The organism is Trichocoleus desertorum AS-A10 (genome assembly GCF_039962155.1).
GTDB lineage: Bacteria > Cyanobacteriota > Cyanobacteriia > FACHB-46 > FACHB-46 > Trichocoleus.
Genome location: NZ_JAMPKN010000006.1, coordinates 215,692 through 238,368, shown reverse-complemented (window position 1 = coordinate 238,368; position 22,677 = coordinate 215,692). Strand labels below are relative to the sequence as shown.

General features: G+C 46.8%; 26 protein-coding genes. 12 read left to right on the top strand and 14 right to left on the bottom strand.

Features of this window, described 5'->3' with window-relative positions:
- The 4 genes from NDA01_RS11840 to NDA01_RS11825 all read left to right on the top strand — a co-directional run.
- A partial coding sequence (locus tag NDA01_RS11840) for an ISAs1 family transposase (protein ID WP_348228091.1) occupies nt 1-380 on the top strand: 380 nt, incomplete at its 5' end.
- A gap of 336 nt (nt 381-716) precedes the next feature.
- Nucleotides 717-1,034, top strand: coding sequence for a carbohydrate porin (locus tag NDA01_RS11835; RefSeq protein ID WP_190552357.1), 318 nt, complete (start codon nt 717-719; stop codon nt 1,032-1,034).
- A gap of 106 nt (nt 1,035-1,140) precedes the next feature.
- Nucleotides 1,141-3,369 carry an ATP-binding protein gene (locus NDA01_RS11830; RefSeq protein WP_348228090.1) on the top strand — a complete coding sequence of 743 codons (2,229 nt, stop codon included), beginning with the start codon at nt 1,141-1,143 and terminating at the stop codon, nt 3,367-3,369.
- Nucleotides 3,370-3,480: 111 nt separating this feature from the next.
- The gene (locus NDA01_RS11825) at nt 3,481-4,176 is read left to right on the top strand and encodes a PspC domain-containing protein (protein WP_348228089.1); all 696 of its coding nucleotides are present in this window, start codon (nt 3,481-3,483) and stop codon (nt 4,174-4,176) included.
- Nucleotides 4,177-4,216: 40 nt separating this feature from the next.
- On the opposite strand, the gene NDA01_RS11820 is transcribed toward NDA01_RS11825, so the two are convergent.
- From NDA01_RS11820 to NDA01_RS11800, 5 genes are all read right to left on the bottom strand, one after another.
- A complete protein-coding gene (locus NDA01_RS11820) occupies nt 4,217-4,849 on the bottom strand; it encodes a glutathione S-transferase family protein (protein ID WP_348228088.1) in 633 nt (210 codons plus the stop codon).
- 344 nt (nt 4,850-5,193) lie between these two features.
- Nucleotides 5,194-6,897 (bottom strand): NAD(P)H-quinone oxidoreductase subunit 4, encoded by a 1,704-nt coding sequence (locus tag NDA01_RS11815; RefSeq protein ID WP_313930071.1) that lies wholly within the window; start codon nt 6,895-6,897, stop codon nt 5,194-5,196.
- A 209-nt stretch (nt 6,898-7,106) separates the two neighbouring features.
- On the bottom strand, nt 7,107-8,498 hold the full coding sequence (locus NDA01_RS11810; RefSeq protein ID WP_348228087.1) for a sensor histidine kinase: 1,392 nt from the start codon (nt 8,496-8,498) through the stop codon (nt 7,107-7,109).
- On the bottom strand, nt 8,464-9,015 hold the full coding sequence (locus tag NDA01_RS11805) for a heme NO-binding domain-containing protein (RefSeq protein WP_348228086.1): 552 nt from the start codon (nt 9,013-9,015) through the stop codon (nt 8,464-8,466). Before NDA01_RS11805 ends, NDA01_RS11810 begins: the two co-directional genes overlap by 35 nt.
- Nucleotides 9,016-9,309: 294 nt before the next feature.
- Entirely contained in the window at nt 9,310-9,891 is a 582-nt protein-coding gene (locus tag NDA01_RS11800) for a hypothetical protein (protein ID WP_348228085.1), read from the bottom strand.
- A gap of 300 nt (nt 9,892-10,191) precedes the next feature.
- Here NDA01_RS11800 and NDA01_RS11795 point away from each other — a divergent pair, with 300 nt between their 5' ends.
- Together NDA01_RS11795 and NDA01_RS11790 are read left to right on the top strand one after the other, a co-directional pair.
- On the top strand, nt 10,192-10,728 hold the full coding sequence (locus NDA01_RS11795) for a hypothetical protein (protein WP_190552064.1): 537 nt from the start codon (nt 10,192-10,194) through the stop codon (nt 10,726-10,728).
- A 93-nt stretch (nt 10,729-10,821) separates the two neighbouring features.
- Nucleotides 10,822-11,007 (top strand): hypothetical protein, encoded by a 186-nt coding sequence (locus NDA01_RS11790; RefSeq protein WP_348228084.1) that lies wholly within the window; start codon nt 10,822-10,824, stop codon nt 11,005-11,007.
- 8 nt (nt 11,008-11,015) lie between these two features.
- On the opposite strand, the gene NDA01_RS11785 is transcribed toward NDA01_RS11790, so the two are convergent.
- Nucleotides 11,016-11,225, bottom strand: a complete 210-nt coding sequence (locus NDA01_RS11785) for a hypothetical protein (protein ID WP_190439122.1) — start codon at nt 11,223-11,225, stop codon at nt 11,016-11,018.
- Nucleotides 11,226-11,327: 102 nt separating this feature from the next.
- Entirely contained in the window at nt 11,328-12,080 is a 753-nt protein-coding gene (locus tag NDA01_RS11780; RefSeq protein ID WP_190439124.1) for a zinc-binding metallopeptidase family protein, read from the bottom strand.
- A 120-nt stretch (nt 12,081-12,200) separates the two neighbouring features.
- On the opposite strand from NDA01_RS11780, the gene NDA01_RS11775 reads away from it, so the two are divergent.
- Entirely contained in the window at nt 12,201-12,461 is a 261-nt protein-coding gene (locus tag NDA01_RS11775; protein WP_348228083.1) for a hypothetical protein, read from the top strand.
- A gap of 5 nt (nt 12,462-12,466) precedes the next feature.
- A complete protein-coding gene (locus tag NDA01_RS11770; protein ID WP_348228082.1) occupies nt 12,467-12,598 on the top strand; it encodes a hypothetical protein in 132 nt (43 codons plus the stop codon).
- 46 nt (nt 12,599-12,644) lie between these two features.
- On the opposite strand, the gene NDA01_RS11765 is transcribed toward NDA01_RS11770, so the two are convergent.
- Nucleotides 12,645-13,415 (bottom strand): ATP-grasp domain-containing protein, encoded by a 771-nt coding sequence (locus tag NDA01_RS11765; protein ID WP_348228081.1) that lies wholly within the window; start codon nt 13,413-13,415, stop codon nt 12,645-12,647.
- A 123-nt stretch (nt 13,416-13,538) separates the two neighbouring features.
- Between NDA01_RS11765 and gntT the strand changes: the two genes are divergently transcribed.
- Nucleotides 13,539-14,861, top strand: coding sequence for a guanitoxin biosynthesis MATE family efflux transporter GntT (gene gntT, locus NDA01_RS11760; protein WP_348228080.1), 1,323 nt, complete (start codon nt 13,539-13,541; stop codon nt 14,859-14,861).
- Nucleotides 14,862-15,156: 295 nt separating this feature from the next.
- Here the strand turns inward: gntT and NDA01_RS11755 are convergent, their stop codons facing one another.
- Together NDA01_RS11755 and NDA01_RS11750 are read right to left on the bottom strand one after the other, a co-directional pair.
- Nucleotides 15,157-16,167, bottom strand: coding sequence for a hypothetical protein (locus NDA01_RS11755; protein ID WP_348228079.1), 1,011 nt, complete (start codon nt 16,165-16,167; stop codon nt 15,157-15,159).
- 245 nt (nt 16,168-16,412) lie between these two features.
- Complete coding sequence (locus NDA01_RS11750) at nt 16,413-16,748, bottom strand: hypothetical protein (protein ID WP_190439136.1); 336 nt, start codon at nt 16,746-16,748, stop codon at nt 16,413-16,415.
- Nucleotides 16,749-17,179: 431 nt separating this feature from the next.
- On the opposite strand from NDA01_RS11750, the gene NDA01_RS11745 reads away from it, so the two are divergent.
- Complete coding sequence (locus NDA01_RS11745; protein WP_431193381.1) at nt 17,180-17,695, top strand: HNH endonuclease; 516 nt, start codon at nt 17,180-17,182, stop codon at nt 17,693-17,695.
- Between the two features lie 52 nt (nt 17,696-17,747).
- Nucleotides 17,748-18,131: an alr0857 family protein gene (locus tag NDA01_RS11740; RefSeq protein WP_348228077.1), complete on the top strand. Its 384-nt coding sequence runs from the start codon at nt 17,748-17,750 to the stop codon at nt 18,129-18,131.
- A gap of 130 nt (nt 18,132-18,261) precedes the next feature.
- On the opposite strand, the gene NDA01_RS11735 is transcribed toward NDA01_RS11740, so the two are convergent.
- The 3 genes from NDA01_RS11735 to NDA01_RS11725 all read right to left on the bottom strand — a co-directional run bounded on the left by NDA01_RS11735 (nt 18,262) and on the right by NDA01_RS11725 (nt 20,148).
- Entirely contained in the window at nt 18,262-18,816 is a 555-nt protein-coding gene (locus tag NDA01_RS11735; RefSeq protein ID WP_348228076.1) for a GNAT family N-acetyltransferase, read from the bottom strand.
- A 3-nt stretch (nt 18,817-18,819) separates the two neighbouring features.
- Nucleotides 18,820-19,179 (bottom strand): hypothetical protein, encoded by a 360-nt coding sequence (locus NDA01_RS11730; protein ID WP_190552076.1) that lies wholly within the window; start codon nt 19,177-19,179, stop codon nt 18,820-18,822.
- Nucleotides 19,180-19,428: 249 nt separating this feature from the next.
- Nucleotides 19,429-20,148, bottom strand: a complete 720-nt coding sequence (locus NDA01_RS11725) for a DUF6438 domain-containing protein (protein ID WP_348228075.1) — start codon at nt 20,146-20,148, stop codon at nt 19,429-19,431.
- A 104-nt stretch (nt 20,149-20,252) separates the two neighbouring features.
- Here NDA01_RS11725 and NDA01_RS11720 point away from each other — a divergent pair, with 104 nt between their 5' ends.
- Nucleotides 20,253-21,392, top strand: a complete 1,140-nt coding sequence (locus NDA01_RS11720) for a glycosyltransferase (protein ID WP_348228074.1) — start codon at nt 20,253-20,255, stop codon at nt 21,390-21,392.
- 23 nt (nt 21,393-21,415) lie between these two features.
- Here the strand turns inward: NDA01_RS11720 and NDA01_RS11715 are convergent, their stop codons facing one another.
- A complete protein-coding gene (locus tag NDA01_RS11715; RefSeq protein ID WP_348228073.1) occupies nt 21,416-22,432 on the bottom strand; it encodes a glycosyltransferase family 2 protein in 1,017 nt (338 codons plus the stop codon).
- Nucleotides 22,433-22,677: the final 245 nt, after the last annotated feature.

The following is a 22,677-nucleotide window of genomic DNA, read 5'->3' as shown; positions in this document are numbered from 1 at the left end:
TGAGTAATCTCACCCATGCTCAGCCGTGGGCAGGGTTCAATAGTATTGGCACGGTGCAATCAGAGCGACGTATCAAGGGGCTAACTCAAGTGGAAACCCGCTACTACATTTCCAGTCTCTCTCCTGATGCTCATCGCTTTGCTGAAGCCGTTCGCTCTCATTGGGGCATTGAGAATTGTTTGCATTGGGTACTTGATGTGGCTTTTGCTGAAGATGCCAGTCGAGTTCGCAAAGACCATGCACCGGAGAATCTGGCTGTTATCCGTCATATCGCGCTTAATCTGTTGAGCCAAGAGAAGACTGCCAAGGGGGGAATGAAGGCCAAGCGCCTCAAAGCAGGCTGGGATAATGATTATCTGGCTAAAGTCTTTGCTCAATAAGATGCGTTTGCCCTGGGTGTCGTGCCATGCGCCGAGCGATCGCAACTGCTCAGAAATTTCAGCGCTTAGTCCTAACTCCTCAGGCTCAATAGTACCGACACCAAAGCGATCGCGGGCTGCATCATCACCACACCAGAACGGTGAATCACATCCCCAATCATAAAAAAATCGAATTTGGCAATGCCGCTTTGAGCTACTCACAATGTTTTTACCCAATTGAGAGGGTAAAAAGTTTACAGCAAGTTGCATTAAGTTTCATTTTGCTAATGATGTCGCCTACTTCAAGAACAAGTCTGGCAGAATACTGAGGCTTAATGTCGTTATAGCTATGGCGATATTCACCTCGAACCGATTGATGAAGCTGTTAATACCCAATCTTTCCAAGTTGGATTAGGATTTCCTGATTTAGGCAAACCAGGAGCGTTAAAAATGCTCACTTTCGTTGTGCCAATGGATATTGTCAAAGGGCGAAAATATTTTGTAGCAGGCGGGGGAGATGGCGGCACGATGCTAGAGCTAGAAGCTTCCTACTATTACCCTCTCACGGATAATTTGGCGATCGCTCCAGCCTTCTATGTCATCTCTAACCCCAACAATTTCGATAGAAATCCCGGTATTTACGTAGGCAATCTTCGCGCCCAATTTAACTTTTAAATTCCCCTACAAAAAGAATCATTTCTAATTGATTGGGACGGTATATCACAGAACTTGCTGGGAACTCTGATCTGGATCACATCGGTACGAGCCGTAAATTCTGGTCATGCAAATGCGTCGTTCCAGCAAAGTCAAAGCGCTGCCTCTCCAACTAGTCCTCATTGTTCCCTTCGTGCTTCAAATCTTTGGAGCAGTGGGGCTAGTTAGCTACCTGTCCTTTAGAAACGGACAGAAGGCGGTGAATGATCTAGCGGCTCAGTTGATGGAACGCAGCAGCGGCAAGGTCAATCAGCATTTGAATTCTTATCTCTCAGTTCCTCACAAAGTAGCTCAGATTAATGCGGATGCCATTCGGATGGGGTTGCTGGATACTCGCGCTCGCCAAACCGTAGGCAAGTATTTCTGGCATCAGATGCAAGCCTATGATGTAAGCTACATTGGTATTGGGCTGACGACTGGAGAAGGAGTGGGAGCTGCTCGTTATGACGGCAAAACAGTCACAATAGACGACTGGGATGCCCGCCCGCGCAACAATTGGATCAGCTACGCTCTCAATGACCAAGGCGATCGCACCCGTGTGCTAGAAACCTTGGATTGGAGCAACTTTGAACAACCGTGGTACACAGGCCCTGTCAAAGCGGGTAAACCCGTTTGGTCCCCAATCTTTGTAGTCAATTACCCCAACCAAGTCTATATTGCCACTTCAGCAGGTCGTCCGATCTACGACGCGAATAAGCAGTTGCTGGGTATGGTGAGTATCGATGTTTCTCTCCTCAAGCTGAGCGATTTCTTGCGGAGTCTAGCCATCAGTCGCTCAGGTCAAGTTTTTATTTTGGAGCGAGACGGCACACTCATTGCTAATTCTGGCCAAGCTCAACCGTTCAGCTTGGTGAAGTCAGAAATCAAGCGGTTGGAGGCAATCAACAGCCCTGATCCTGTAGTTCAGCAAGTTGCCCAACAAGTTCAACAACGCTTTAACGGCTTCCAAAATATCGCTGGGTCTCAAGAGCTACGGCTGAAATTAGAAGGAGAGCCGTATTATGTCCATGTCACTCCTTGGCGCGATGAGTATGGCTTGGATTGGTTAGTTGTCATGAGTGTGCCAGAGAACTCGTTTATGGCACAAATCAACACCAACACTCGCACCACCATTTGGCTTTGCTTCGGTGCTTTGGCAGTTGCTTCGGTGATGGGCATTCTCACCTCACGCTGGATTATCCGTCCTATCTTGCGGCTCAACCGTGCTAGCGAAGCGATGGCATCTGGCAACTTGAACCAAGCCATCGAGCAGAATGGCATTGAAGAATTCAACATCCTCGCTACCTCTTTTAACCACATGGCTCGTCAGTTACGCGAGTCATTTACAGCTCTAGAGCAAAGCAACGAAGAACTCGAAGACCGAGTAGAGCAACGTACTCTGGAATTAAAAAATGCCCTAGGAGAGTTGCAGCGAACCCAAGCCCAAGTAGTTCAGAGCGAAAAAATGTCTAGCTTAGGACAGTTAGTTGCTGGCATTGCCCACGAAATCAACAATCCAGTCAACTTCATTCATGGCAATCTGAGCCATGTACAAGCATATACTCAGGATCTGTTGGAGTTCATGCAACTATATCAACAGCAATACCCCAACCCTAGCCCTGAGATTCAAGCGACAGCAGAAGAGATCGATTTAGAGTTTTTGCAGGCAGACTTACCCAAAATGCTGTCCTCGATGCGAGTGGGTACCGATCGCATTCGCCAAATTGTGTTGTCTCTGCGCAACTTCTCCCGCATGGATGAATCCGAGATCAAGCCAGTCGATATTCATGAAGGGCTTGATAGTACGCTGATGATTTTGCAGCATCGCCTCAAAGCTCACCCAGAACGACCAGAAATTGAGGTGGTTAAAGAGTACAGCTCTCTACCTCACGTGGAATGTTATGCGGGACAACTGAATCAAGTATTTATGAACATTCTCACAAATGCCATTGATGCGATAGAAGAGAGCAATGCCAGCAAGAGCTTTCAGAAGCTTCAGGTTAACCCTAATCGGATTACCATTCGCACCTCGATTGTGAGCGACCAATGGGTGCAAATCGCGATCGCGGATAATGGCCCAGGTATTCCCGACCTAATACAGCAACGTGTCTTCGACCCTTTCTTTACGACAAAATCGGTTGGAAAAGGAACAGGCATGGGAATGTCGATCAGCTATCAGATCATCACTGAAAAGCATCACGGCAAGCTGGAGTGTCTTTCCACAGTGGGACAAGGAACTGAATTTTTAATTCGAATTCCGATCTGCCAGCAGAGACAGTCCGTAGCGTTGGTGGGTGGAAGGCAAGAGAAAGGATGAGGAATAGTAAAGAACGACTAGCGATCGCTGCCTTGATCGCTCTACAGGATGACCTAACTGGGCGATTTCAGTTGGTTACAGAAAACATAAGCTGACTAGGTAGGAGCGGCTTTGCCAGGTCATCAAACCTCTTACGCTCATCCTAGACTAAATACCAACGATTCCCCAACGACTGCCGTGGTTGAAGCTTTTAACGCTTTTCTGGCTCAGGTTCTCTTTTTTGTCAGCTCCACTTTATCCTTTGGCTTGATTGGATTACTATTTTTCATTGGGCCAGCTTTGGGAGCGATCGCCGTTCGGCGTTCTCTGTCACTGCGTTGGCATTTATTTCTGTTGAGTATTTGCATTTTCTACGGAGTTGTGCCACTGCTCCTGGGCTGGGGAGGACTAGCTCTGGCTGAACACTTTAGCTGTGATGTAGAAATCACGATCTACAAGTGTGTGGGAAATCCCCAACTAGGGAATTTAATCACAGGCATGACCTTCGCCCCTTGGGGATTGATGCTCACCATTCCATCTAGCGTGTTGGGTACATTGGGACTCTTAGTCTCTTTCATTCTCAAAGTTACTAGGCCAAACCAAGGGATACAAACATCCCCAAGACCAACTGCTGCTTTTTATCGCAGCCACCGCCATCAGGTAATTGCAGGGGTTTGTACAGCGATCGCCCAGCGTTGGCATCTACCACTTTTAGGCGTCAGGATTGCCACAGTCGCCTTATTAGTCATCATGCCAATGCTGGGACTACCGTTGTATCTCTGGTTGTGGTTGGCATTTCCATTTGAGCCAGCGGCAGAGTCCACTTAGGCGATCGCTCTCCTTATCCCTGGCACAGGCGCGATCGCTCTTAAGCACACACCTTCTTAACCACAGGAAGTTGGCTCACTTCCTGCCACCATGTCTGAATTTTAGGAGACTGAGCAGTAATGGTATTAAACTCCGGAGTCTGAGAAAAGTAAATAAAGATGGGAATTAAGAAGAAATCAGCAATGCTGATCTCACTACCCAAAAGATAAGGGCTACCAACAGTTAAAGCTTCAATCGCTTCTAAAGCTGTTTTTGCTGGCGCGATCGCGGCTTGAATTTTATTCTCATCGGGTTGACCACCCTGACTAGGCACAATGAGACGCTGGATCACGATAGTACCAATCACAGGTGCGTAAAGATAGCTATCAATGATGGCCATAATCTGCTGCATGCGAGCCCGAGTCAGCGGATCAGCAGGACTAAATTTATGGTTGGCAACTACGCTGTCCAGATAACCCGTAATCGCAGAAGTTTCGTAAATGACTTCTTCGTCTACCTGTAAGGTTGGTACTTTGCCAAAAGGATGCTTGGCAAGATACTCCGCTGATTGATTTTCACCATTGAAGATATCAACACTCTCAAGGTCATAGTCTGTGCCTGCTTGCTCTAGCAGTAGCCGAACCGTCCGCACATAAGTACTAATAGGAGTGCCGTAAAGGGTAAGCTGGGTCATAATTTGTAGAGTATTAATTAGAAACTAAACAGCAACCTGAACAATCTGGCATCAATCGAAACCAATTTCGTGCTCCTTAGGTATAGCTTTGAATCAAATATTCTATTTTTGAAGAAATTAGCCAGAGAACAACATTGCAGTGGAAGCGCGATCGCTCCCTAGATTCCTCCTAACCCAATTTTAAAAACTACGAAAAAGCGATTATTGTTTATGGCAATTGCAAAACAACAAGCCACAAAACAATAATCGCTATGTCTAACCTTAGACTTTGGTTTAAATAGATTTTGAGAAGTAAAAAAAACTCAGCGCTTTATTTCACTCCTCAAAATCAAGGCAGTCAAGTATTACTGCACCACTCCCAAAAGCGGAGGTGCTTTAGATTCTGAGATAGTCGAGTTCCAAAAACCCTTGGCATAGATTTGAGGATTCGCTTGAACTGCCTGACGATAGGACTCGCGCACCTGAGCGTTCACCGCAACTGTTTTTACGTCATACATCTGCATCGCCATTTTGGGATAGAACCCAATTCCCACAATTAGCGCTAAGAAGCAAGCCGCAATAAACAGCTCACGGGGATTGGCATCCTCAAACTTAGCGTCTACAGGTAGATCGCAGTTAGTTCCAAAGCAAGAGGCTTCGTCATTCCCTTGACTCTTCAATTCGACATCGTCCAAGTCACAGGAAGGTACCAGATCGCACATCAGTTCTGAACTTGGCCCGTAAAACACCTGTCTCAGCATTGAGAGCAGATAGATAGGCGTGAGAATGAGTCCAACTGCCGAGAAAAATACCGTTCCTGTGCGAAAGGTGGAACTGTAAACATCACTTGTCGTGATGCCCATAAAGACAGCGATCTCACTAGCAAAACCGCTCATGCCTGGCAACGCCAACGACGCCAGTGCCGCAATTGTAAACAACGCGAATACCTTGGGCAATGCCTGACCGATGCCCCCCATCTGATTCATCATCATGGTGTGGGTGCGATCGTAGGTTACACCTGCGAGGAAGAACAGCACCGCTGCGATCAGCCCGTGGGAGATCATTTGCAACAGCGCCCCGCTCACCCCTACATCCGTAAAGGAAGCGATACCTAGCAAGACGAATCCCATGTGAGAAATCGACGAATAGGCAAGGCGGCGCTTCATGTTCGTCTGGGCAAAGGAGTTCAACGCGCCGTAGACAATGTTGATTACTCCTAAAATTGCCAGAATCGGCGCAAAGTAGATGTGAGCGTTAGGCAAAAGCTCAAGATTTAAGCGAATTAAGCCATAGCCGCCCATTTTCAGCAGCACGCCTGCCAACACCATCGACACTGGGGAAGAAGCTTCCCCATGAGCATCAGGTAGCCAGGTGTGGAAAGGTACGATCGCAAGCTTAACCCCAAAGGCAACTAGCAGCCCTGCATACAGTAGCAGTTCGAGCGCCAGCGGAAACTGTTTTAGGTGAAGTTCTGCGATATCGAAGGTGGTATTGCTGCCGTAAAATGCCATCGCCAGCGCCGCCACCAAAATGAAGATGGACGCGATCGCCGTATACATCAGAAACTTGGTCGCAGCATAACGACGATTTTGCCCGCCCCAGATGCAAACGAGCAGATAGACCGGAACCAGCTCGATCTCCCACATGATGAAGAACAGCAGCAGGTCTTGAGCGACAAATACGCCGACTTGGGCGGCATATAGCAATAGCATTAAGCCATAGAACAATCGCGGTCTGCGATCGACTCGCCAAGCCGCAAATATGGACAGCGTCGTCACCAGCCCAGCCAACAGCACTAACGGGGCGGACAAGCCATCAACCGAAACTGCCCAGTTCAGACCTAACTGCGGTACCCAGGCAATCTTTTCCACAATTTGGAAGGTTGCGCTGCTCGTATCGTAATGCGTCCAAAAGGTGTAGCACATCAAAACAAAGTCTATGACGCCTACAGCGAGAGCATACCAGCGCACCACTTTGCCACCTTTGTCAGGCAACAAGGGGATGAACATGGCAGCAATGAGTGGCAGTAGGACGATCGCGGTGAGCCAAGGAAATCGATCCATCATCATGTCGATAAAAACAGATACTCATCTGTGTAATGAAGGTATCTTACTAGACTTTGTGAAGCATTATTAATAAGTCTTTCTCGTAGGTATAAATTCAGCAAATTTATGCTTCATAAAAAGAAAACTTACTTACGCTCACCCATTCACAGCGCTGATTCACTGAGAGCTACGTTCATTGAATCAGCACGCGCTTCTAACTAGAGCTGTATTGATTAAGCTTTAGATACCAAGGAAATTGGAATTTTAATGACAAATTCCGTTCCCTTGCCCAACTCGGAGACTACCTCAATTGTGCCTTGATGCTTTTCGATAATTTGCTGGCTGATTGATAGCCCTAATCCTGTCCCTTTGCCAGCAGGCTTTGTCGTAAAGAAGGGATTAAAAATCTTTTCTTTAATTTCAGGAGAGATGCCATGTCCATTATCTTGAATGCGGATATAGACCTGATTAGAGTCATCTACACTGGTTTGGATCACAATCTGCTTTGATTTTATATCTGCTTCAAGTAAGGCATCAGCAGCATTAGAAATAATATTCATAAATAATTGATTTAACTGAGCTGGATAGCACAGGACTTTTGGCAAATCTCCATATTCTTGAACCACTTCAATACCCTGCTTCAGCTTGTGGTTGAGAATTAATAATGTGCTATCGATTCCTTCATGTAAATCTACATCTTTTTGTTCTGCTTCATCCAATCTAGAAAAGTTGCGTAATGACAGCACAATATCTCTGATCCGACAGCTTCCCATTTGCATCGATGCGACTAGACGTGGTAAATCACTCAATACAAACTCCAGGTCCATCTCCTCCATGAAATCAATGATTTCAGGAGACGCTTGCGGAAAGTACTGTTGATAAAGTTCAACTAGGGTAAGTAGATCCTGAACATACTTATCCGTGTAAGTGAGATTGCCGTTGATAAAGTTAACTGGATTATTGATCTCATGGGCAATTCCTGCCACCATTTGTCCCAGCCCAGACATCTTTTCAGCCTGAATCAGTTGTGCTTGAGTTTTCTGTAGGTTTTCGAGAGCTTGTTCTACGTCTCTAGCTCTTGCCTCAGCAAGCAGAGCAATCTCTTCCTTGCCCCTCAAGGTGTCTTTTAGTTTCAGTTCCCGTTCTGCTAGCTCATCCATTAACCGACCTTTCGCTTGCAATAGAAAGAGAAAATCGGCAGCAGAGTCGTGAATGGCAAAGTCTTTTAGTTTGATGCCAATCTGGTTTAGCTGGCTAATTTCCGTAACGACCGGAGAACCCAGGAAAAAAATAGCCCCACAGTCCTCAATAGGCATCATCTGCCCCCTGAGAGTCATTTCACTATGAAGTGATTTCAGCATGAATATGCTGTTAGATTGCCTAGTAATGGCAGCAAAGTCAGCAGTTTGAATGATCGGACGCTGAATCTGGAAGCACTTGTCAAGTTGTGCCCCGATGATGTCAGGAATCAGCCGCTGCAAAACTTCCCCAGACTGGACAATGGTGCGATCGCCTTTAAACACAAAATGGAAAGGAAATGCTTTTGCCAGCAACTGAGGTGACAAGGTGAACTGAGGCTGCATCAAAGGTTCAGTTGGGGTTGTACTGGATAGTGAACTCGTCATGATCTGCACCATCAGACTTGCTTTGAGTCTGGGTGACTTCAACATCCGTATTCAAGTGTGTGCCCAAGCCTTTTACCAATCCCACCACCATCGGCGCTAGTCCGTCTCGATGAGAATGATAGTGAAGATGCAGCGTTTGTTCCTCCAATTCCTCACAGGCAAAAGATGGTGGCTGAAGTTTTGGAAAACTGACTCCGACACGGGTATGCAGGTCGTCTAGGTTCTGTAAAAATTCGGGCAGTGTATCACCGCTCATGGCCATCAGTTCACCATACCCTTCCTCAGAAGTGTATTGCACCCAAAACTCGCCAAAGGCTTGCATGATTGCTGAAGCAGGCAGGTTCAAAACTTGACTCGCAGCCTTCACCAGTCTGTGGGTTAAGTCATCTGGGTAAGACTCCATGCTGATAAACGTATCAATCTCGACTTCCGCTTTACCCTGGATCTCATTCCAAGTTTCTTCACCGAAACGAGCACACACCATGTCGTGAATTGCTTTGTTGACTAAGCCGTACATAAAAGCTCCTGTGGTGCTGTTTCAAACTGCTGCGTAGTTTGCCTACAATCCCTCTGAGATTAGGTTGCTCGAAAGTTGATCGACAAAATACTCTTTCTATAGATTGCCCACTTCTGAAGTGAAGAGGTCTACCCTCTATACCATGTTAAATCAGTTCTTAAGTGTCACGAAAAACTGTGAATCGATCGCCTCGGAATCTACTCTCATTCCTTTGAGCTAACGCCTAGCATAACCCCACCCTAAGTTCTTGGCAGCCAAAGTGCATGCTGGGTGCAAGTCAAACTCGTGCTGCGGTTAGCTGCGACTTACCCAACTGAGGCTGTTCAGCACTATCTCGGCTTCTCCTTTAGAACCCAAGGCATCCACGACCCTCTCCTCTACTTTCTTCACGTATCTCCCTTTTAGGTAGCTCTCCTCATCCGTCAGATCATCACCCGCCCCAACGACTACATCCCCAATGATGGCGAACGTCGTCACCATTGCCTCCAAGCTCCTGAATAACTCATTGGCATCCCAAGCTCCCCGTCCATGCAGTGCGTACAAGATCCTGCTAGAAGAACGTGAAAAGATGAAGGGATCGCCGCCCTGATAACCGACAACGAACCAATCAGCCGACCAACCCTCGAACCGCTCCATCGTCTTAGGGTGAAAGCGGTAGCCTACCTGAAAATCCCATAAGCTAGCTAGAGAGGGAAGGAAGAAGGGATTGCCGTAGGCATCGATGGTCACATTATTCGGACCTAGTTCAGCGTAGTAGCAAGCGACCTCAACGGGCAGAGAAAAATCTCCGCACCACTCTCGTTCCGGTTGCGGGACTAGCCGCTCCTGAGGGAAAGCGCGGGTGATAATTTCTTTCGCTAGGCTGTATCCTGACATTCCTAATAGAAGCTGCTAACTATTTGATGGATATTTGTGGAACAATTTCTCCAAAACAATGTTAGGCGATCGTTTCAGAATCCATCTTAGCAAAAGGGATGGCTAAGCCAGTGCCAAGACAATGTGAACAAGCTTCCGAAAAATCTGCTTGGCTTTTGTAGAGATTTATATTTGCAGCCGAGTAGATACTTTGTAAGGAGTCATGTTGAGATGCACTCGCTCTATCTGAAAAGACTGATGCTTTTAACTAGCATTTTTTTGCTTACGCTGTCCAGTTGTACCAAACAGCCTAGGGAAACCTTGCTAACGCCGTCAGTTGAAGCAAGCGCGACACCTCTTAGTCGTGTAGAACAGCCCAGTAGTGTAGAACAGCGATCGCCTGCCTCAACCGGAAATCTACTCTCTCCAGGACAAGTGGCAAAATTAACAAAATTACCAATTCCAATCGTCGCTCCGACCTATGTTCCAAAAGGCTTTCGACTTATCAGCGCTGATGGGGCTAGCGTGAAGTATGCCAATGGAGGTGATGATACAGGATATTCGATCGCCTACGAAGGAGAAGATGGCACTTGTTTTGCGATCGCTTCCTCAAAAGATAGCCCCCGCAAATTGAAGCAGATTGGGGAAGTGGAATCTGTGGTTGGCGCTGTGAAAATGTATGAGGAAACCTATGAAGGAAGAAGTTCTATACAAAGTTTCATTCCTGTCAAAGGCAATCCCGTGATGATTTCCCCAGTTTGGCAGTTGAATTCAGCAACGGGTAGCCATGAGTTCTGCAAAGCCCTCAATCGCGCTGAATATGAACGCATTCTCAAATCGATGGAGTTGGTGAAGTAAATATCGCGGTAGTTCCTAAAACCATCAATAATAGACAGCGATCGCCTCAAACCCATCTCATCGATCAAAATAGGCGATGCTTCACAACCTGTTTTGCCAGCCGAAGCAAGCGATCGCCCCAAAATCCATTTCAACAACCTAAGCAATGATATTTTTCTGATAACGCCCAGCATCACCGGGTGCGAGTGGAAGAGTTGGTTGAAGAGTAAGTCCTACATCGATCGCTCCGGTGTATGCCTAAGTTTGGCGGCAAATAATATACGACATTTGCTGCTGTGATAAATCCGTTAGTGGTAATAGTCAATTTCGTTAATGAATTCACAGTATTCGGTGGGAACGGTTCTCACTCGTGGTCTGCCAAGAACCGTATCAGAAACTTGCCCATACCAAATAGCGTAATGGTCTTCCGGAATGTTTTCATCATCTGGAAGCCCCACGATAATCCCAACGGAGCCACCTACATTGACGAATTTTCCGAGCACATCCTTCTCGTTCATAGATAACGCCTAACAGTGAAAACTAACAACGGCAAGTAACCTTTGCGACCTAAACCAAGAAGCAATGTTTTGATTCTAATCCGCAGTGACTTATCATTCAGCTTAAGCAGAAGTTTTCCCGAGAAGAAAGCGTGGTAGATCTTCTTCAGAAAGCCATTTTCGGCATATGTTCAGTGTGTTTAGCCATTCATCTACAAACAAGTTTTCCTTGTGCGAATGTTCGTTACGATATCCCACACTGAGATTAACGCCAGTAATCTCTCGGCACAACGTGACAATATCAGTATAGGCAAAGCGATCGGGCTCTGTATATCCGGTCATACGCTGCACATAGTCCCGAAATTTATCTGTGCCAACCGAGTAACATTTAAAGTCTGAGCCATGCCGACGATCTAGTTGAATCATAAATTGGTGTTGAGTATTAATCTCGTCTGCAATATCAGAATTTTTTGGATCACTCATCAACCAACTACTTCCTAAACCTCCTGCTTCCTCGCCATCAGTTATTAATAGTGAATGGCCTAAGTCTTTAAGCAACCATAATATTGCACATCCTGCTCTGTCATCAGCTCCAATCCCATAGACTGAGCTTGAAGATTGAAAAACACCGTTGGAGAAAATCAGCTCATGTTTTGCATTTTCAGGTATTTCAATAGAATTATCCCAAACTGTATCAGCATGAGCCACCAGCAAAACTTTATCCTTTCGCTGTCCTCGGATGTAAAGAAATCGCTCTGGCCGCTCGCCTCGAAAAACGATCTCCTTATCGGGAATACTTAGAAAGTATTGAAAAATAGGTTCTGAATTTTCTAATGGAACTTCTAGAAACTTTTTAAGAATTTCAATATCGTTCATTCTTGAAAGTTAGAAACTTTTGCAGAGTTTGCATTCCTAATATAACCGCAATTTACAGTGGGGCCGACACAGCACATCTTCCATGCTAATCTCGACTTTAGTTGTCTAGTGCAATCGCTTATGGGTAGCCAATCTAAAGCTAAAACCATTTTTATCCTTGCCTCTATGGTGGGCTGGCTCATTGTGGGTGCAGCACTGATATATCTTTTTCCCGTAATTGCAGATCTAGTTGTCTCCTCGGAGCGCACCCATCTTTGGATGAAAACTCTCAGCCGTGGTGATTACAACCCTATGTTGGCGGAACTTGGAGGAGGAGTTGCTCTCATTATCACCATAGCGGCGAATATTATCTGGTATCAGCGGTTTGAAGGAAAGCTATAGGGTGTATGGCTGCCAATTCGCCATCTCCTCATTTTCTGCATCGCTTTTATTGGTTGGCGATCGCCAATCTCCCTTCTAATTTGATGGAGCTATTGCAAGCTCTTGGGCTGGGCGATGGCTCATGTTTTGTGTGCTAGGGCGATCGTGCTTCGCTGCATGTAGTAGTGCAGCGATCGATCAAGTTCATCCAAAACTTTTCTCCAAAGCACTCACAAGGCAATCTACATCTGCCTCATAAAATCCTGACGAAGTCAAACAATTTATCTCGATGATCTTCGGTCCGTTTGGTGTTGTGGCTATATCTATCACGAATGCCCTGTCAGGTTGCCACACTTGCGCGGCAGACTCAGCAAAAGCCCTTGCCTCTTCATCGCAATCTTGAGAATAACGTAGATGGTCTCCAGCTTTGTAAAGCGAACCTGTAATCACTTGTCCGTCAATTACAAAGAACCTGTATTCTTCATAGATCAGTTTTGGTGTTGCTGACAAAACGAGAGTTTCAGGTGTCAACGTAGCATAGCCATCGGAAATACCGAATATTTGTTCTTGCCAAGCTTGCAACTTATCAGGCTCAATAATGAAACCCGCAAAAGTTTTGTGGTCAGAGCAAGGTCGCACAAAAATAGGTTCTTTAGGGTCAAGTTTACCGAATTCTTCGATGGTGCCATCCTCATTCAGAAGCAGCCCTTTATACGCTTCCTTCCATACAGAAAAGTCAAAGTTATCGTTAAGGAACGCACCAGGCTTCCAGCCTCGCTCCATAGCAATTTTCGAGAGCGCCGTTGAGCCGGAAACGATGACAGCGTCCTCAGTGATATGCGGTTCTGATACAAAGTCATGGGAAAATGGAATTATCTTGATGATCTCAAAAGGTAGCGATCTTAAATTAATCGCCCGAAGCAACCTTTCAAAACCAATCTCATTCTTTAAGTTTTCCTGAATAACCCAAAACATTCGGTCTCATCCTTAATGAAATTATTTAAATTCTGTAGATGTTTGCCTAACTATTAATTAGGTATAGTTTTCCTCTCTGAATCTATCCTTCAAAGATTGGGTTCTACCGAGTAGCTTCCATTGATGTATACCAATCTATCAACTACTGATTTTCTACGTCGTTTTTCTCGGTTGGCGATCGTCAATATCCTTTCTAATTTGATGGTGCCATTGGCAGGATTGGTAGATGTCGCCTTTTTGGGGCGTTTAGCCGAGATTCGACATTTGGCAGGGGTGGCATTGGCGACAGTATTGTTCAACTATCTCTATTGGACCTTTGGCTTTCTCCGCATGGGTACCACTGGGATGACTGCTCAAGCCATTGGACGGGGCGATCGCGATTCAGCTCTTTTAGTGGGTTTGCGGCATGGATTAGTAGCTTTAGGGATAGGGCTAGTAATTCTCCTTTTACAGTTGCCATTGAGAGCCATTGGATTTACTCTGCTTAGCGCCACCGCAGAGGTCAAACTCGCGGGCCAAGATTATTACAACGCCTTAATTTGGGGCGCTCCAGCCACACTGATTAACTTTGTGCTTATCGGTTGGTTTTTAGGACGAGAGCAGAGCGGCAAAGTTCTGTTACTCTCTGCCATTAGCAACCTGACAAACTCCTTTATGGATTATTTCTTTGTGGTGCGTTGGGGCTGGGAAAGTGCAGGAGCAGGATATTCTACCGCCTTAAGCCAATATCTCATGTTATTTACTGGCATGTGGCTTATATGTCGAGAGTTCCATTGGTCGCAGATACAGGCGATCGCCTCTAGAATTTGGGAACCTATCGCCCTCAAAGCAGCCTTCACTCTAAATCGTGAAATTCTCATCCGCACCTTTGTGCTAATTTCTACTTTCGCTGTTTTTACCAACCTCAGTTCTACCTTTGGTACCAATGTCTTGGCAACTAATACAGTCTTGCTGCAAGTGGTAACGCTGGCCGCTTACTTTATTGATGGCCTCGCTTTTGCCACCGAGAGCCTAGCAGGAATCTTTCGGGGTCAAGGCACCAACGAGCAATTACGGTTGTTGCTGTGGATCTCTGGTGGAACCAGTTTCGTGTTTGGGTTAGGATTTGCGATCGCCTTTATCCTCAATCCCGATCTCTTTTTTGGACTACTTACCAACCACAGAGATGTTCTAGAGCGCATCAATCAATATGTGGTGTGGCTGTTACCTGTCCTAGCTTTTGGCTCGATTGCTTATATGCTGGATGGCTATTTTATTGGCTTAACGGAAGGGAAAATACTGCGGCAGTCAGTCGTCGTAGCGACTTTGGTAGGTTTTGCACCTGTGGCGATCGCGGCTTGGTACTGGCAAAACACCCATTTGTTGTGGTTAGCGCTGACTCTATTTATGACAACAAGAGCTTTGATGCTGGGGAAACAAGTGCCTAGGTCTTTGAGAGAGGGTTGAGTGTGTGGGGAGTGCTGCGTGCTGACTGCGGAGTGCTGAATACTGCGTAGTGCTGGGTACTGAGTGCTGAGATTTATGTCTGCGAGGGGGGCATGGACTTTTGAGAAACATTGCTGAAAATGAATAATGGCGTATTTTTTGTGGGAAGCCTCAAACTACTGACAGTTCAAGCGAGCATAAATCAAGCAATGCCGCAGTGACTCATTTTTGGCATTGTTACAGCGTTAACGTTGGAGATCAGTGTTGCCGATAGGGCGTCTGCTGGATTGGCTTGTTAGGAGGTGTAGAAGAGAAATCATAAAAGAGGATTAACCAATTTTTTCAATGCAAACTTTCCGCGCTCTGCCACTGATGGTGAGGGGTCAGATGCAAGCAGTTCTGCCAATCCTAAAGACTCAGTGCCAATTTTCTCTAGCTCACGAATAAGCATTTCGCCAGCAACACGCCGAACTATTGGTGACCGATCCATTGCTGCTGACTCTAAGGTTCCTAGAAATGGGGTCGTGACACGTACAGTTCGCTCGCAGAGTATTGGCTTGAACTGCCCCTTGCAATAACGTTTGTCAGTCCACTCCCATTTTCTCCCATCGCACCACACTATTTTTCCTTCGAGTAAGCACTTATATGCTTTTGCTCGCACTGATGGTTGGATAGCTTTTCTTGCAATTTCGTCGAGATACCGATCTAGTGTTTCGGTGCAAGCTGCCTGCGATAGTACTGATACCATCGGACCGGAGGTGGCCGACAAAATTCTTGATTTAAGTGAGTGACCGACTTTTTCGATAGATGCAATCTCTACTAACGCTTGTTTATCTTTGTCTTCCATGCGGCCCCATGAACTCCAATGAGGGAGGGTTGCGCATAAAACATCAACAACAAGTTCTGGATCGGTGTCTTTTGCAATGATCGGAAGTTTTGCACGGGCTGCCTCTCGAACCTGAGGAACCCAATCGTTAAGCCGGCGTACGGCGATCGCAAAGAAAAAGCTATTAGGAGCGGCTCCAGATAGAGTGCGCAACGTTTTCTCACGTTTAAAGCCGTCCTCGCTGCATAAATCTATCCATGCTAGGAATGGGGTAGGTTGAGTCCAAAAGATCCACTTAGCGGGCATAGAGGCTTTCAGCTCTCTACTGAATTCCCACCGAAGTAGTCGTTCCCACATATCCAAATTCGTCAATGATAGATTTGATGTTACAGCCACCAACACTGATATATCAGCAACTGCTTCACGACCAGAACTGACCGACTGGGCAACCTGCCTTACCGCCGATAACACTTCTTCTGCATCTTCCTGTTGATACTGCACGAAAGGTTCGTCTCCTAACGATTGCGGTCAGCGGTTGCAGTAACCTTCAATTTAGCACCAGCAGTTTCCTTCAGTCCGTTTCAACGCAATTGTTATGCAGCGTTGCTAATTAAATAGATAATGCTTAGTTTGGAGGCTGCTTGATTGGAAGTGACCTTAGCTGAGGGGCCTGTCATACAGTGGTGACTCGTTTTAATGTTGCGATCGCTATCTGCCTTAGCGTCTCAAGCAGCCTCCCCAAAAATTTATCTGGATAAACTTCCTATACTCAAAGGCACCATCTCTCCTTTGGTGGTAAAGCCCAATAGCATTGCTTCTTGCGGTCGAATTACCTTGCCTGTCAGAGCGCAGCGTTCTTCCTGTTGAGCAGTCGCATCGACACTGGCCCGAATATCTGAGAGTGCAATCTGGGGCTGAGAGTTACCAGATTTCTGCTGGACAAAATCCCACAAAATATCCCGAATCAATGCCTGATAGCCTTGATTGCCTGACAATTCTTTCAGGTGCTCTTTTAGCTCCCGTTCTAAACGAATGCTGGTAACTTCCATTTCGGTGGTGGGGGTGCGAGTAATCGTATGCATGATTTTTTTCCTCCAAGATCTGGACATGCTTGTAATACAAGTGTAGTATGTAAATAGTCAAATGCAAATTTATCGGTTGAGCGAGTCTTCAGTGAGTCTTTTATCCACCACCCACAATCCACGGCATACGGCCAATTGCATCAGCAGTTGGAACCCGAGCAACATGCCCGTGGAATTTTTGTTTGCGGCAGGCCATGGCCTATCGATAACAGAAACGGGGATAGGCAAAGGATTGGCAGGATCGCAGCGAGCATTTGATGGCATTAATGATCAGCTTGGCCTCCAAAACGAGGTAGAGCCACGAAGCGGGAGGTACAGGTGAGAGATGCTGTACCCATACAAAACTAGAAAACCCACCAGTAGTGTTTTCCAGCCCCCGCTTCTACCCAGCAGAAGTGGGGGTTTTTAGTATGAGGAGTCAAACCGTGAGGATGACAACGAGTGTTTTAGATCAATCGGTGGTGGTGTTCTCCAAGAACTACCTCCCCCTCAGCCGCATCAATATCAAGCGGGCAATTTCCCTCTTGGTCATCGGCAAAGCAGAACCGATGCTCTTAGAAGATACAGCAGAAGATCCGGCAGGTTGGCAAGTTCGTTCTCCCAACGCGATCTTTTATGTACCTAATCACATTCGCCTCACGGTTGCCAGTACAGAACGGCTCTGGAGAATTCCTGCTGTGAGTCGGAGAGAGATATTGCGGCGAGACCACCACACCTGCCAGTACTGCGGCAGCACAAAGCGTCTGACGATCGACCACATTCTTCCCCGGTCAAAAGGCGGAAAACACACTTGGGACAACGTAGTTATAGCCTGCGAACGGTGTAATCAGCACAAAGGAGACCGCACTCCCCATGAAGCAGGCATGACCCTCCGAACTAAACCCAAAGCGCCTATCCATCCCACAATCGCCTTTGCCGAACAGTTCTGGCAAGCCCACACTGACTAGAACAGAGGAATTGCATCCTCGCCCCTAATGGTATGCACTAGAGGAAACCTCCATGCTGAAACTCACCTACACTGACATGGGTTTGCACTTAGAGCGGCTAGCTCAATCACCCGAAGAGCTGGTAGCCCGACGTGCCATCTTAGCGCTGCGAATGTCTCAGAACTTGCATCTGGAACCCAGCCGAGCTGCCTTTTTGCTGCCTGCGGATCTCCCTGAGTTACCAATCCTAGAAGCTGCAATTCGGCGAGAAGGAAAGGCGATCGCGCTCTGCTCAGTCTGTAATGACTACGTTGAAGTCAGCTTGCGTGGGATGTGGATCGCCCCAGAAGTAGATGCTCATGAAGGTATCTTCGTTGCCGTAATGAGCGATCGCCTAGAGTTCTTACTCCACAGGCTCTGGCAAGTTAGCCAAACGCAAGTTTCGTTCTTGTTATGAGCGGCTGGTCTAAACCAACAGCAAAGCTAAATTTGTACGATTGGAGAGGGTAGCCATCTATCCTCTCTGATTTTTTGATCTCTTTTTTCAGCCCCTAGAACAGGCAGTGCCAACTTTGCGATCGCTAATGCTACCGAAGCAACGCCAAAATCAAAGCTGCTATTAGCAAACTCATCAACACGATCAAAGGGATATAGGTAGAATGTTTTGCTGGGTTAGCAGTTGAGAAAAGCTGCTTGTCTAATACAACGCAATCAATCCACTCACCTCCCTCAGCCCGAAACCCAGTTTTGCGGAGCAGTTTGTAGCCTCTGGCTTGATAAAAAGCAACAGCTGTGAGCGATGAGATGACCCAGATGGAGGGATATCTTTTTTCGATCGCGGCTGCTTCTAGTGCTTGTAAAATTTGAGTCCCAATCCCCTGGCGAGCAAACTGAGGATGAGTATAAACTGCGGTAATTTGTGGTCTCTGCGTTGACAAACCAGAGAAACCGACTAGCTCACCTGCGGACTCCGCCAGAAAGATCACCTCATCGCGTCCCCGCCAAGCTGCTTGTCCTGTGACCAACGCCTGAATTTGCTGGGCATTGTAGTTAGCAGAACTGAGGATTTCTAGAGCTTGGGTTTGTAACTCAATCACGCGATCGAGGTCTTCTGGTCGAGCTAGACGGATCTGGATGTCCATGCCCTAGCGAGACTGATAATATTTGTACTGCCGAGTCTTGGTGAGATACTCTAAGTAGCCTTGACGTGGCTCATAACGAAAGTAGCCGTTGGCCTCGGAAGCATCATCATCAAAAGCCATCCAATAGGGGCCTAACTCTTTGCTGGCGATCTTACGAGTCAAGCAACCACGGGCATTACAGGTTTTCGTCGTGGTATTGGTGAGGGTAATGGTTTCTTTACCATCGTTTCGCATATAAGTGCCCAGCGGAATCATTTCCGATAGGGTTGCGCCTTCAGGCCACCAAGCCTGAGTCGGCGGAGCCACCACCGTACCGATCGCGAACGTAATAGCAGTTAGCGTAAGGGAGGTTAATAGTTTCATTTAGGGTTCTCGTCGTGTCGCGATCGCTGAGTTTTGAGTGCCATTTAGCACCACTTCGAGCCATAACTACCGTCTATTAGTGGCTGATTGCGGATGCTGCTCCTAAAATTCCCTAATTGCTGACGTCGCTAGCGATACGTAATGTTGATTTTATTCTTTGGCAATCGCGAATTATGGCTAAGGCATAAAGGGCGATCGCGCTATGGGTTTAGCTCAACAACTTATTTAGTTCTATTAACCGGGATACGCTCACTTTCCGTCCCAATCCACATGATGCACGTTGATAATTGCATCTAGGCCAATCCATTGCTGCACGTTGACAGTCACATCTATTTTGGCTTCTAAATCTGTCAACGTTTGAGGCGCATCCGGTGAGGCTAGGTAATGATGTACCGTTTTGAACCTGCGACCCATTTGGAAAGAAGTAATCGCCGAAGGAGCGTCCGTAGGTCCGCCTTCATATCGATCTTGCAAACTGAAGTATTGCATTCGCTGAAACTCCAGCATTAGTTGTCTAGCCTTCAGGGGGCTGATGCGGGTCGTTTTGGTTCCTTTAACTTTGACGAACTGATTACCTTCATAAATAACTCTGCCATCAGCGTAGATGGTTAGCTTGTACATTGGGCAGAACCCAAAACAAGCGGTTCGCTCCAGAGTAACCACAGGTTGTTGGAGTCCACGGCGAGGTTGCGAGAAGAGTTGAGCTAACAAAGTTGAGTTGTCAGCTGTTAAGAACGGAGACATAGCAGCAGACGTAGCTAAAACATTGGGGCTTAAGGCTAGCAGCAAACCCAGACTCAGAAACATTGGGAATCGCATCACAGTTCCTCCACTAAAGCGATCGCTACTGATTAAGAATCCGTTTCGCGCTTGCACGTTCCGCCCAATAGGCTGCTCCAAATGGATAAATTTGGTAACGAGATTTTGGCTAGCTGATGAAGCGATCGCCCCAGCAAGGGCATAGTTCAACCTACTCGCTTTACTTCAGCTCTTGCTATAAGTAACTAAGTAACCAGGAAGCATCTGCGATCGGCGATGTTTGCTAGCAATTAAGGCGAGGGGAGTAGCAGAGGATGGCAGCCAACATCAAAGTCGCTTTGGTGCATGACTACCTGCGTGAGTATGGAGATGCAGAGCGGGTGCTCCAGGTTATCCATCGTCTTTATCCAGACGCACCACTTTACACGGCTTTTGTGGACTATCAGCAATTAGGCACTGAGGCAAAACGCTTTGCAGGCTGGGACATTAGAACCACATTTGCCCAAAAGCTACCTGGCATCGCTCATCCTCATCGCTGGAAAGGCTTGCTTCCCTACCTCTGGGAAAACATAGACCTATCCGAATTTGATTTAGTGATTTCTTCGTCTGGTGATTTCGTGAGTAAGTCAGTCTTGACCAGAGCCGAAACATTGCACGTTAGTTATTGCCACACACCACCCCGCCATCTATGGGAACGGTTGCGATCGCACTCCCAATCTTCTCGCTGGTATGACACTTGGGTAGATACTCGTTTGCGGCAATATGACTTTTACGCCTCACAAAGAGTCGATCGCTACATCACCAGTTCCCACACTGCGGCCCGCCGCATTAGTAAATTTTATAACCGTCCAGCAGAGGTGATTCCGCCCCCGATTAAAGTACATGGCGCAGGTCAAGCAGGCGATCGCTACTACCTCTATGTCGGCAAACTAACTCGTCAAATGCAAGTGGATCTGGTGGTTAGAGCTTGCACGCAGCTAGATCGCCCCCTGTGGATTGTAGGCACAGGCGATGATGCGGAATATTTAGACTCGCTCCGTAGTCTGGCTGGCCCTGGGGTGAAGTTTTTAGGAGAAGCTCCCGAAGATGCTTTGCCCAGTCTCTATGCAGAAGCCAAAGCTTTAGTTTTTCCTTGTAGCAGTGCTGACTTTAGCCGAGAAGCGGTTGAAGCAATGGGACATGGTATTCCTGTCATTGCGTCCCAGCAAAGTGGATTGCGAGAAGTCGTCTTAGATTACCGAACTGGACTACTCTTTCCTCAACCCACAGTCGAAAGCTTGGTGGATGCCCTCAAGGAATTTGAAGGACTCCGGTTCTCCTCTGTTGCTTGTATTGAGCGGGCTGAAGAATTTGCCGAATCTGTTTTTGTAGATAGGTTGCAATGGTTTATCGCTCAAGCCCTCGATGCTCACCATGCAATTGGAGTCGAGCCAGAACACGATTCCTTTGCGTAGCGAAATTTTTGACTTAGCGATCGCTAAACAGTTTCTGTCTCTGTGCCTACGACTTCACGCACCCGGTAGATAGGTCTATTTTGAGATTCATGATAAGTCCGCATCAGCAGTTCTGCGAGCAAACCAAAACTAAATAACTGGATTCCTGCTAGGAACAATACCACCGCCAGAATCAGCAACGGGCGATCGCCAATGCTTCGTCCCAAACCTAACTTCAGAAACGTCAAATAGCTGCCCAGCAGTACACCACCTATCATTGATGCCAGACCAAAGGTGCCGAAGACATGCATTGGGCGAGTCAAAAACTTCTTCATAAAGAAGATGGTAAACAAGTCCATCAGGACTCGTAGGGTCCGACCTAAGCCATACTTACTTTGACCAAAGCGCCGCGCATGATGACGCACTGGAATTTCAGTGATCCGCGCCCCTTCAATAAAAGCTAAGGCTGGCAAGAAGCGGTGTAGTTCTCCGTAGAGATTCATGTCTGCAACGAGTTCCGCTCGATAGGCCTTCAGAGAGCAGCCATAATCGTGCAGTTTTACTCCAGTTACATTGCCGATTAGCCAGTTAGCAATTTTGGAAGGTAAAAGTCTAGTCAAAGCCGCGTCTTGCCTTGCTTTGCGCCAGCCACTTACCAAATCATATCCTTCATCTAAACGAGCCAGCAAGTGAGGAATATCGGCTGGATCGTTCTGCAAATCGCCATCCAAGGTAATCAGCACCTTACCAGAGGCATGCTTGAAGCCAGCTGACATTGCTGCTGTTTGCCCATAGTTGCGTCGCAGGATGACAGCCCGCAAATCAGTCCGAGCCTGGGCTAGCTGCTTGAGCAAATCAGTCGAGCCATCACTGGAGCCATCATCCACGCACACAATTTCATAACTAATCTGGCTCTCAGTGACAGCCGTGGCGATCGCTTCGATTAGGTGAGGGAGACTCTGGACTTCATTGTAAATCGGCACGATGACAGACACTTGAGGTGGCGGATTAGAGAAGGCAGGATTTGAAGCTTGAGAGCGGGTGCTAAGTAAGTTGCTCATTGTGGTAATTACTAATCCTCTTGACTCTTCAAGATACCTAAAGATGGCTTGCGGCAATGCTATCAGTATCCCAGCATTAACTGATTGGCTGTTAGCTTATTCACTAAAGTCTCACAAATTTCTCAGAACGGCTAACTGAGTTAAAGAGTTAATAAAGTCATTGTGAAACTATAGAATCAATTTAATATGTTCGAATAAGATGCTTGGTTAGTTTAGTGTAACCAAGCGACTAAAACAAGCAAGAA